Annotated in this window: 4 protein-coding genes; all 4 read right to left on the minus strand. The window is 70.3% G+C overall.

From position 1 onward, the window contains the following. Window positions 1-28 precede the first annotated feature (28 nt). The gene (locus ACT53R_RS09475; protein WP_476171622.1) at window positions 29-1117 is read right to left on the minus strand and encodes a glycosyltransferase; all 1089 of its coding nucleotides are present in this window, start codon (window positions 1115-1117) and stop codon (window positions 29-31) included. Window positions 1118-1120: 3 nt separating this feature from the next. Then, window positions 1121-2005, minus strand: coding sequence for an alpha/beta fold hydrolase (locus tag ACT53R_RS09480; protein WP_476171623.1), 885 nt, complete (start codon window positions 2003-2005; stop codon window positions 1121-1123). Beyond that, window positions 2002-2211, minus strand: a complete 210-nt coding sequence (locus ACT53R_RS09485; protein ID WP_476171624.1) for an MbtH family protein — start codon at window positions 2209-2211, stop codon at window positions 2002-2004. Before ACT53R_RS09485 ends, ACT53R_RS09480 begins: the two co-directional genes overlap by 4 nt. Window positions 2212-2382: 171 nt before the next feature. Continuing rightward, entirely contained in the window at window positions 2383-12708 is a 10326-nt protein-coding gene (locus ACT53R_RS09490) for an SDR family NAD(P)-dependent oxidoreductase (protein ID WP_476171625.1), read from the minus strand. Window positions 12709-12728 lie beyond the last annotated feature (20 nt).

Consider the following 12728-nt stretch of genomic DNA (forward strand, 5'->3'; position numbering starts at 1 on the left):
GGCGTGTCTCCATTCCATCACGGCGGCCTCAGGCTTGCAGGTAGCGGCGGGTGGCCCAGGCGATCAGGCGCAACCGCGGACGCAGGGGGATCGGCTTCGACCACAGTTCGCGCACGAGTTCCCGGTAGATGCGCGGCCGCTTGGCAAAGACCGCCGCATTCCGCCGGAAACGCTCGAAATCGAGCGGCACGTCGGGGAAATCGCGCGGCCCGGCCACGGGTACGCGATCGGGCTTGGGCTCGAACAGGCGCAATACCTGGTCGTTGCCGAAATGATTGCTGACGACGAACGCCTCGACGCCGTCGCTGATGTCGACGAAGCGCAGGGCGTCGTCGCCGGCGGCGCGCTCGTCGACACGCCTGCTGAAATCGTCCATGCGACCGCCGATGAAGGCCGCGGCTTCGCCGGCATGGGTGTCGGGCAGCGACCAGCGCGCCTGCAGCAGCCGCGCAAGGGATTCGTCGCGTTCGGGCAGGAACCACAGGTCGGCGATCTGGTGATGGATCGCGAGTACCGTCAGCCGATGCGTGGGCCATCGACACAGCAGCGAGAGCCCGGTGGACAGGATCCACCCGCCGCGATGCCAGGCGCAGCGATAGCCCAGCGGCGCGCGCCGACTATGCACGAGCTCCCATTGCACACCCTTGCGGCTGGCGAGCGTCGCGACCGGCGCCAGCGTGTCGGCGTGCTCGACGGCCGCGCGTTGCAAGGTCGCGATGAAGTGCGCGGGCAGTGCGTCGTCGTCGTCCAGCAGCGTGGTCAACAGCCGGCTCGCCTGCGGCGGTGCGTACGGCTTCAGCCAATCCGTCGCGGTCAGGTCCTCGGCCGGATCGTAGACGTGCAGGTGCGTGCGCGGGCGGCCGGCGACGAGCGACTCCAGGCGTTCGCGCCATTCGCGCGGAAGATCCCGATCCACGATGAGGAACCAGTCGAAGTCCTGTTCCGTCTGTGCCAACAGCGACGGCAGGCAGGTCAGTTCGAACAAGGCGTAGCGGAACGCGAGCCGCTCCGGCTGCAGCGGATCGCGCTTGAGCACCGAGACCAGCACGCCGTCGAGGCCGGCGGCCGCGGTCGTGTGGCGGTAGCTGAAACGGGTGATGACGGCGTGCCAGAGCATGGGTCAGCCCGCGCTCCCGGTGTGCAGTCGCGGAGCATCGCGCAGGCCCTGCCAATGCGACAGGTAGTGCAGGACGAGCGCATTGAAGCGGGTCGGATTGTCGAGCATCAGCGCATGCCCGGCACGTTCCACCGTTTCCATCGCGGCCTGCGGCACGCGCGCCGCGAAGGCATCGCACCATGCCTTCGTGCACAACGCCGACGCCGAACCGCGGACCAGCAGCAGTGGCAAGCGCATGGATTGCAGCGCCTGCCACAACGCGCCGTCGATCGCGGGGTCATGCACCTGGTAGCCCAGTGCGCGATCCGCCTTCAGCCGGAATTCGCCGGGAGCGAGTGGCTCCAGCGCATCGGCGGCCAGCGCCTGCAACACCGGCGTCGCCGCCATCGGCATGCTGGCCAGCAACTGGTCCCGGTATTCCTCGACCGAGTGGTAGCGGAACTTCAGCTGCAGGAATTCCTCGCGGATATGCGCCGACGCCGCGGCACTCAGGCCCGGGCCGCCGTCCGCGAGGATGACGGCCTGCGGCCGACGCGGCAGGCGCTCCGCGGCCAGGATCGCCACCGAGGCGCCGAGCGAATGGCCGACGAGCACGTACTCGTCGAGATCGAGCGCGCGGGCGACCGCGGTCACGTCGGCCACGTGCGTCTCGATGTCGTACCGGCGCCGGCGGTCGCGATCGGAATCGCCATGCCCGCGCAGGTCGACTGCGGCCACGCCGCAATCGGGCATCGCCTCGACGAGCGATTCCGCGAGTGCCCGCCAGACGAAACCGCCATGGCTGAACCCATGGACGAGCAACAGCGTCGGCGGCCGCGCGCCCCACGTGCGCACGTGCAGTGCGATGCCATCGCCGACATCGATGCGCATGGAAGAAGCAGCGGTCATTCCGGCGTATCGGCCGTGCCGGCGGAGCGCGACAGCGCGAGCCGCACGCTGCGCGGCGTGAGGTCGGTCCACACCGCGTCCACGTAGTCGAGGCAGGCCTGCCGCTCGGCCGGACCATGCACGACCCGCCAGCCCGCCGGGACGGGAATGGAGGCGGACCAGAGCGAGTACTGCTCCTCGTCGTTGATCAGGACGATGGAATCCAACGACGCATCATGCCCAGACATCGTCACCTCGAACGGTCGGTGTGGCGAGCGCTGCCCGCTCCTGCGGGAAGGCTCGGCCACCCCGCACCCATGTTAATTGCACGCAGGGAACGTCGTCCATGGACGGCGTCGCCCCTGCCCTTCGCGTTTCGCGGCCCGCGATCGCGACGCTCATATCGTGTAGCTCATCGGTTGCGGACGCCGCTTCGCCTGCGCGGCCGGCGACGCGTCGGGCATGCCGGCCTCCGCGATCGACGTGCCGTCCTCGTCCTCGCGTCCCTGCAGGAGGTGCGCCATCAACGCGTCGAGCGTGGGATGGTCGAACGGGCTGGTCGTCGTCAATTCGAGCTGCAACGACTGGTTCAGGCGCTCCACCCACTGCACGGCGAGCATGGAATCGAGTCCGTAGTCGGTGAACGGCGTCTGCGCGTCGATGTCGGCGACGTCGATCTCCAGCACATCGGCCAGCGACTGCAGCACGCGCGCGCGCAGGCCGCCACCGGACGACGTCGGCTTCGCACGCTGCGGTTGCGGTCGCGGCACCGCGCGCGTTTGCACCGGCGCCTGCCTCTCGACGCTCGGCGCTGCGGGCGCAGGCGCGAAGCCACCGCCGCTTCCCGCGAGATGCGCGACCAGTGCATCCATCGTCGGATGATCGAACAGACTGGTCGTCGTCAGTTCGGCATGGAGCCGCTGGTTCAGCGCCTCGACGATCTGCACGGCCAGCATCGAGTCGACGCCGTAGTCGGTGAACGGCACGTCGCCGCGGATGTCCCCGGCGTCGATGCCGGCGATGTCCACCAGTGCCTGCACGATGGCCTGCACGATCGCCTGCGACGGTGCCTGCGATGCCGCGGCGCCGGCATCGACGGTGTCCACCGGACGAGGCGCGGGCATGCGCGAGGGGGACGGCGACGACGACGGAAGGGCCGGCTGCCGAGGCACTTCCGCCGCCACCGCACCGACGACGGCATCCGGCATCGACAGGATGTGCGCGACGAGCGCATCGATGCTCGGGTAGTCGAACAGGCTGGTCGTGGTCAGCGTCGTGCCTGCGGTGGTGTTCAGGACCTCCACCGCCTGCACCGCCAGCATCGAATCGAGGCCGTAGTCGGTGAGCGGCGCATCGTCGCGGATCGCGCCTGCGTCGATGTCGAGTGTGGTCGCCAGCGTTTCGCGGACGATGCGGCGGATCGCCGCTCCGGCGTGATCGACGATGGCGACGGGCTCGGGCGCCGCCGGTGCCGGCATGGCCGCCTGCGCCGGGATGCTCGCCGATTGCGGCGCGCTGGCGGCGGCGATCGCGGGCGCGGGCGACGATGCCACCACCGGCTGGCGGATCCAGCCGTCGCTGCGCGCCACGACGATCTGCTGCCCGAGGATGGCCGCGTGCTCGGCCGGCAGGCCGATCGCCTCGAAGCCCTCCTCCGCCAGCACGCTGCGCCACGACGCCGGCGACAGTGCCGGCGAGCCGGGGATGCGCAGGTGTCCGTCCTCGTACAGCCACCAGCCCTTGAGCAGGCCGAAGGTGACATGCGCGAACAGGCTGGTGGCGCAGACCTCGTTGACCAGCAGGAGGCCGTTGCGCTTGAGCGTGGCTTTCGCGTTGCGCAGCGTGCGCCGGATGTCGCGGGTCGCATGCAGCACGTTCGCGGCGACGACGATGTCGAATTCGCCGAGGCCGATGCCCTGCGACGCCGGAGAACGCTCCACGTCGAAGCTGCCGTACTGCATGTACGGCGCGCGTTCGGCGAATTCGCGCTCGGCAGCGACCGCGAACGCCTTCGACAAGTCGGTGAAACGGTATTCGGCGATGGCGTCCGCGTACGGCGCCAATGCCTTCACCAGCGGCGTCGTCGTGCCGCCGGTGCCGGCGCCGATCTCCAGGATCCGCAGGCGCACGTCGGGATCGACGCGACGGCGGCGTTCGATGTGGCGCACGAGGACCGCACTCAGCACCCGATTGAAGAAATCGGGTACCGGGCTGTCGCGGTAGATGCCTTCGACCAGATGCGGCGACGCCTTCGGGAACAGCACGTCGGTGGCCTGGCGTCGGCCGCTCAGCACGGCATCGAGTTCGCGCAGCGTCGCTTCCGCAAGCGCCACCGGCGCGGCGGTTTCCGGATTCGCGCGCCACGCCGGCGCGGCGCGGTCCCACTCGTCCCATGGCGAAGCCGAAGACGACGACGCGACCACGTGCCATCCGCCCTCGCCTTCGGCCACCATGCCGTGCTGCGCGAGCAGATCGAGCGTGTGGCGCAGCCAGGGCTGGTACTGCGGGACGATGCGGCTCGCACCGGCCGCGTCCGTGAACACGCCCAGCGTGTCCAGCGTGTGCCGCAGCAGTTTCAGGATCAGCGTCTCGAACGCCTCGGGCAGGCCCTGCTGGATCAGGCCACCGACGTCCGCGTCGATCGGCGTGTCCAGCAGCACGATCGGTGCGGCGTTCGCGACGCGCGAAAGCCGGTCCTCGGAGAAATGCACGCCCCTGAGCGCATCCGCACGGGTGGTCTTCAGGAAGGCGAGCTGCCGGAACGGGCCCGCGAGCAGGCGTTCCAGCGCGGCCATGCCCTCGGCGGGTTCGACCGATCCCATGCCGGCCTGTGCGATCCAGTTGCGGTAGCCGCTGGAGATCGCGGCGAAACCGACGCTGCCCCAGTACCCCCAGTTGACCACGCGGACCGGGCACTTCCAGTCATGCGCAAGGCGCGCGGCGAAGGCATCCTCGACCGTGCAGCCCGCGGCGTAGTTGGCCTGCCGCGGCGTCTTCTCCAGCGCCTGGATCGACGAGAAGAACAGCACGAAGTCCAGCGGCAGGTGCGCGAACGCCTGCGCCATCCGCACCGATACCTCGATCTTCGCGGCCAGTCCGCGCCAGAAGCGCTGTTCGTCCATGCGCTCCAGCGGATCGCCGGCCATCAGCAGCGCCGCGTGCACGATGCCGTGGATGGTGCCGAAGCGGCGTTCGACGTCGGCGCTCGTGCGCTCCAGCGCCAGCGCATCGGTCGCGTCGGCGGAAATGTAGTGCGGCGCGGGACCGAGCTTCGCGAGGCGGTCGATCTTGTCCTCGATCACCTCGTCGCGGCTGCGCAGGCCGATCCACACCACCTGCGCCGCATGGCGGCGGATCAGGTATTCGCTGAAGGCCTCGCCGATGCCGCCGGCACCGCCGATGATCACGTAGACGCCGCCGTGACGGAACGCGGTCTGCTCGGGCTCCGGCATCGAGCACGGCACCCAGCGCTGGCGGTGCCAGCGCCCGAAGCGGTGCGCCCACGCGTTGCCGTCGACGTCGGCCGGCAGTGCCAGCATCTCCTGCCACGGCCAGCGCGTGCCCGGCTGCACGTCCACCAGCCGCACGCGCCAACCGGGATATTCCTTCGCCAGCGTGCCGACCAGACCATGCACGCCGGCATGGGTGGGATCGACCGCCTCGTCGTCGAACACCGGCTGCGCGCCGCAGGTGACGATGGTGAGGCCGAGCGGCTTCTTCGCGAACTCCAGCCGCAACAGCGCCTTGACGAGACGGAAGATCGCCATCACGCCGCGCTGCTGGCCGACCACGAGGCCATCGCTGTCGATCGACGTGAAAGCCGTGTCAGGCGACAACCAGACGAGATGATCGATGCCGCCCAGGCCGCGGAGTTCCTCCACCGCGCGATCGACCGTGTCGGTGATCGCGGCGGGCATGCGCCGGGCGCGCGGGTAACGGCGCCGGAGCTGGGCGTACTGCGCGTCGTCGCCACCAATCACGACGACGGCCGACTTGTCCGCGGGCCATGCCTCGTGTTCCGGCGGCACGGCGGGTTCCCAGGCCGGCGCCAGGGTCAGGGCACCGACGCGGACATCGTCCGTGCCCGCTTCGATGGCGACAGGCCTTTGCGCGACAGGCGCAGCCGCGACGGCGGTTGCCGGTGGCGGTGCCACGCGCGCTGCCGCGGCCTGCGGTGCCTGCGCGGGCCGCGCGGATGCACCGGCTTCACGCGAGGTCACACCCTTCAGGCTGGCGACGATGCGCCCGCTCGGCGTGCACAGGTCGACATCGAGCTTGTGGCTGGCCTGCCGGCGGTCACGCCGGATCCACACCCACATCTGCGACGTGCAGCGCCCGAAGATCTCCATGCCGTCGAGCGCGAACAACATCAGAGAACGCTGCTCGCCCTGCCCGTCCCCGGGCTGCACGACGCCGATCTCGAAGCCGATCGACACCTGCAACGCGCTGTCGAGCAGGCTGGGATGCAGCTGGAACGCCGAATCCTCCAGATCCTCCGACTCGGTGGCCGCGATGACGTCGGGCAGCCGGAGCTGCGCGAGGATCTGGTCCTCGCCGACGAACGCACGCTGGATGCCGCGATAACCCTCGCCGTAATGCAGGCCCATCTGGTCGAAGACGCCGTAATAGTCCTGCGTCGTCAGCACGCGCGCGTCGCAGCGGGTGCGGACCATCGCGATGTCGATCGCCGGTGCGGACAGGGGCTGCGACAGGGGCGCCATGGTGATGCGTCCCTGGCAGTGCGGGGTCGTGCTGCCGGCACCCAGCACGCGGAACGCGATGTCGCCCGACGGTCCGGCTTCGAGCACGATCTCCAGATCGACCGGCGTCGCGACCGCGAGCGGACGCAGCCAGACGACGTTGCGGAGCTGGCGAACCAGTCGATCCGGATACGCCAGACTCGCCGCGGCGCGCACCATTTCGAGGCAGCCCGCGCCCGGCAGCATCGGCGCGCCCTGCACCACATGGTCGCGCAGGAAGAATTCCTGCCCGGTCCAGTGCGTGGCGAAGCGATGCACGCCGGCCGCAGCCGAGGCATCACCGACGGCCGCATGCACGAACGGATGCAATGGCGCCGCGCCCCCGGCGACGGCAGCGGCAGGTGCCGCCACCTTCACCGCCGGTGCGGATGCCGGCACCGACGATGGCACGGCTGGCATCGCGACCGATGTGGCCGGAGTCTCCGCCCGCGCGGCCGGTGCGGGATCCGGCACCCAGTAGCGTTTGCGCGTGAAGCGGTACAGCGGCAGCGGCACGCGTCGATGCGAAGCGAACAACCGGCGCAGATCGAGTGCGACGCCCTGCACGTGCAGCGCAGCCAGTCCGGACAGCGAACGTGTGCGCAATGCGTCGTCCGTCGTGGCCGTCAGGCGCTCGATCTCCTGCTGCCCCTGCGAGGCGAGTTCTGCCCCAGGATTCGCGACGGCGACCGCCGCAACGACACGCGACGCGGTGCCGGCCAGCCAGCGACGCAGTTCGACGGCCGCGTCGGCCGCCGTGTCGGCGACCAGCGCGAGGCGATGGCGATGATGACGACGCCCGACCGCGAGCGTGAAGCCCACGGCGTCGAGGTCGATGGCCGCGGCCTCGCGCTCCAGATGCTCGGCCAGCGCATCGACCTGCGCCGGCACGTCTTCCTCGCGATAGCCCGACACCACGAGCAGCGTCGGGCGCGACGCACGGGCGACGACGGGCCGCGCCGGCGCCTCTTCCACCACCATGTGCGCATTGGTGCCGCTGAAGCCGAACGAGCTGACGGCGGCGAGGCGGCGACGCCCGATCGGTGCGGGCCAGTCCCGCAGCGTCGTGTTGACGACGAACGGACTGTCGGCGAAGGCGATGTGCGGATTGGGCGCCTCGAAATGCAGCGACGGCGGGATCTGCCGATGGCGCAGGGCCAGCAGCACCTTCATCAATCCCGCGACGCCGGCGGCGGCCCCGGTGTGGCCGATGTTGGTCTTGATCGACCCGAGCGCGCAGAAGCCCGTGCGATCGGTGTAATGGCGGAACGCACGCGTCAACGCGGAGGCTTCGATCGGATCGCCGAGGATAGTCCCGGTGCCGTGCGCCTCGACGAGTTGCAGGTCCGCCGGATCGATCCCGAACATGTCGTAGACGCGACGTTCCAGCCGCTCCTGCGCGGCGGCGTTCGGCGCGGTGATGCCGTTGCTCGCGCCGTCCTGGTTGATGCCGCTGCCCTTGATGACGCCATGGACATGGTCGCCGGCGTCCAACGCGTCCTGCAGGCGCTTGAGGACCACGACACCGACGCCTTCCGACGGCACGAAACCATCCGCACCCGCGCCGAAGGCACGGCAGCGACCAGTCGGCGACAACATCCCGGCGCGGCTGGAGGACACCAGGAAACCGGGCGTGCACTGGATCCACACGCCGCCGGCGAGCGCGATGTCGGTCTCGCCCGTCCACAGCCCCTGGCAGGCCAGGTGCACGGCGACCAGCGAGCTCGAACACGCGGTATCGAGCGTGATCGCAGGTCCCTGCAGATCGAGATGGTAGGCAATGCGCGAGGACAGCACCGACGCCGCATTGCCCCACATCGCATGCGGGGGAAGCGTCGGCTGCGCCTGCACCAGGTCGCCGTAATCGCCGCCGTTGAACCCCACGTACACGCCGCAGCGTGCGCCCGCGATGCCCTCGCCGGCGTAGCCCGCATCTTCCAGCGCATGCCAGCAGCCTTCCAGCAGCAGGCGATGCTGCGGGTCCATGTAGGTGGCTTCGGTACCGGAGATGTTGAAGAACAGCGGATCGAACAGGTCGATGTCGCTCAGGAACCCGCCGCGCGGGCAGAGGCGGACGCTGTCCGGCAACGACGCGGTGTCGACCTTCCAGCGCGTGATCGACTCGGTCACGTCGTGGCCCGCGGCGAGGTGCGCCCACAGCGCCTCCAGGTCGTCCGACTTCGGGAAACGGCCGCTCATGCCGACGACGGCGATGGGACCCGGACCGGCCATGGGCGCGAGGCGCGTCGATGCCGGCATCGCCGTCGCGACGGCCTCCGCGGGACGCGCGCCCGCGGCGTGCACGGCCGCTTCCTGCGCACGCGGCGCAGCGATCGACGCCTGCACGCGCGTCATGTCGCAATCGCGCAGCACGTGACGGACGAGCTTGTTGACGGAGCTGTGGTCGAACAGGCTGGTGCCCGCCAGTTCGATGCCCAGCGCCTCGTTGAGCGCACGCACGATGCGCACGCTGCTGATCGAATCCACGCCGTAATCGGCGAACGCGCCGTCGGGATCGATCCGATCCGGCGCGAGTTTCAGCGTGGTCGCCAACTGGGCGAGGAGCGTGTCCTTCACATGAGCTTCAAGCGCGGGAGCATCGAGTTCGATGGCGACCACCGTTTCGCGGTTCGTGGAGGGGGGAACGGATGCCGCCGTGCCTGCGGCTTCGGCGGCGGCACGGGATGCCGCGGGGGTGAGGCGATGCAGCGCCGCCATCTGCGGCGCGTCGGACTGCATGAGGATCTCCACCGCCGCCATCGCCTCGTCCGGCTGCAGGGCACCGATGTCGGCCTGTGCGAAGCGCTCGCGGACGCGCGGCGGCATGGCCGCCGTCGCCCCGATCGCGCCCCAGAAGCCCCAGTTGAGCGTCTTCACGGGACGACCGAAGCGCACGGCCATCTGCCTAGCCAGCGCATCCTGGCAGAGGCTGCCCGCGCTGTAGTTGCTCTGCCCGGCCTCGCGGGAATGGCTCGCCAGCGAGGAGAACAGCAGCACGCAGTCGAGCGGGTCGTCGGCGAACACGCGGAAGACGTTGGCGGCGATGCGCGCCTTGGTCGCGAACGCCTGCTCGAAATGCGCCGCGTCGAGGGTGGCGATACGGCTGTCGTGCAGTTCGATCGCCGAGTGGACCACGCCGTGCACGGCGCCGAAGGTGCGCAGGACGTCGGCGCGCACGGCGGCCAGCGCCGCCGGGTCCGTCGCATCGGCCTGCACGTATCGCGGCGCGGGGCCGAGCGCGGCCAGGCGAGCGAGTTTGCCGGCGATGCCATCGTCGACGGCACGGCGCCCGACCCACACGACCCGTGCCCGATGATGGCGGACCAGGTATTCGGTGAAGACCTCGCCGACGCCGCCGGCGCCGCCGATGATCACGTACACGCCGTCGCGGCGGAACGCACTGTGCGCCGGCGCCTTCGCCGCCACGCTGCGCAGGCGTTCACGCATCCACTGCCCCGCGCGATGGAACCAGATGCGGCCTTCGGCATCGCCCGGGATCGCGGCGATGCGTTCGGCCGGCAGCGCATCGTCGCGGTCGAGATCGACCAGCGTCGCCACCCAGTCGGGATGTTCCTTGACCGCACTGGCGACCAGTCCATGCAGCGCGGCATGGCTCGGCGTATCCCGCGCAGCGCGCGTGACCAGCGTCCAGTGCAGCGGCGCATCGCCGTCTCCCCGTGCCAGCAATGCCTTGATCGCGTGGAAACAGGCCAGCACCGGCAGGCGCAGGGCCTCGTAGGTCGACAGCGCACCGGGGGCCGAGACCTCCTCCTGCGCGATCCACACGAGGCGTTCGATGCGTCCCGCCATGCGCAACGACGCGGCCCAGGCATCGAGGCGATCGAGTGCCGGTGCCGGCAACGCGACCACATGCGGCCAGACGCGCGCGAACGCCGCGAGCTGCGCATCGCTGGCGCCGACGACGACCACGCGCGCATCGGCGGCGACGGCCTGCTGCGGCAGCGGGACGCTGTCGGCGTCGGGCACCAGCAGTTCGAGATGATCGAGCACGACGTCCGCCGGCGATGCATGCGGAGTCGCCGCTGACGGAGCCGCGGCCGGGACGTGCGCCGTGGCCGCATCGGCAGGCGCATCCACCCAGCAGCGCTCCTTCGCGAACGGATACGTCGGCAGGTGCGCCAGGCGCACGCGCGTGGCGCGAGGCAGATCGCGCCACTGCGGCTCGAAGCCGCGCACCCAGCGAGCGGCGAGTTCCGCGAGGAATCCCGCGCCGGCGTCGGCGGGAACCGGCATCGGCACATCGTCGTGCGCGATCTCGCGCATCAGCGCGGTCAGTCGCCCGGTGAAGAGCCCGTTGCCGGCCTGCCCCGCGAGGGCCTCTTCCAGCCGCGCGATGGCCTCCGGCCGCGTGGTCGCGACGAACGCCAGGCGATGGTCGAACGCCGCGCGGCCGACCTGCAGGGTCCAGGCGACATCCGCCAGCGGGATGGTCGTCGAACGCGCGAGGAAGCTCGCCAGCGCGGCGCACTGCGCCTTCAGCGCGTCCGCATCGCGGGCGGAGACGACGAACAGCAGCGGTTCGGCATCGGGCGCCACCACGGCGACCGGTTCGTCCCATTCCTCCAGCACCAGATGGGCGTTGGTGCCGCTGTAGCCGAACGAACTGACCGCGGCGCGGCGCGCACGGCCTGCCGGCACCATCCACTCCCGCAGTTCGGTGTTGATCACGAACGGCGAGCCTTCGAAGGCGCAGTGCTCGTTCGGCTGCGCGTAATGCAGGGTGGGCACGAGGCGGCGTTCGCGCATCGACAGCACCGCTTTGTGCACGCTGGCGACACCCGCGGCCGCGGAGGTGTGGCCGATGTTGCTCTTCACCGAACCGAGCGCGCAGAAATGCGCCTCGGCAGTGGCTTCGCGGAAGGCCGTGACCAGCGCCTCGAATTCGATCGGATCGCCCAGTTTGGTGCCGGTGCCGTGCGCTTCGACACAGCCGATCGTGGCCGGATCGATGCCGTGGCGCCGGTGCACGTCGCGCAGCAGGTCGATCTGGCTGCGGATGCTGGGCGCGGTGATGCCATTGGTGCGCCCGTCCTGGTTGATGCCGGAGCCGAGCACCACCGCATGGATGCGGTCGTTGGCCGCGATCGCATCGCCCAGCCGCTTCAGCACGAGCACGCCCACGCCCTCGCCCGGCACGAAACCGTCGGCGGCATTGTCGAACGCGCGGCAGCGGCCCGACGCGGACAGCATCCCCGAACCGCACATGCTGATGTAGCTTTCCGGCGTGAGATAGAGGGTGACGCCGCCGGCCAGCGCGAGGTCGATTTCGCCCGCCAGCAGCGCCTGGCAGGCCAGGTGGGTCGCCACCAGCGACGACGAACACGCGGTGTCGATCGCGATCGCCGGGCCCTTGAGGTTCAGGTGGTACGCGATGCGCGCCGCGGCGATCGACCCGCTGTTGCCGGTCGCCTCGCCGATGCCTGCGCCGGCCTGCTGGCACAGGTTGACGTACTCGTTGTTCATGATGCCGAGGTAGACGCCGCAGCGCGCGCCATCGAGTACCGCCGGCGCGTAGCCCGCGTCCTCGAACGCACGATAGCCCTCTTGCAGGAACAGCCGGTGCTGCGGGTCCATCACCGTGGCTTCGGCCGGCGAGATGCCGAAGAACAGCGGATCGAACGACTCGACGTCGTCGAGCATGCCCAGCCACCGGCAATAGACCTTGCCCGGCTGCTGCGGCCGCGGATCGAAATGGCGTTCGACGTCCCACCGCGACGGCGGGATCTCGCGCACGGCGGAACGCCCTTCGGACAGCAGCGCCCAGAACGCATCGAGCGACGCGGCGCCGGGATAGCGCCCCGACATGCCCACGATCGCGATCCGCTCGCGCGTGGCGCCATGCGGCGGCGATGCCGCCTGCGGTTGTGCGCTCGCGCTCCGTGCCAGCGCGTCCAGCATCGCCTTCGCCTGGTCCGGGGTGATCTTCCGTGCCTGCAGGGCCCGCAGAATGTCTTGTCGATTCATGTCCATGTTCCACTTCATCG

The organism is Lysobacter sp. DMC104 (genome assembly GCF_056313665.1).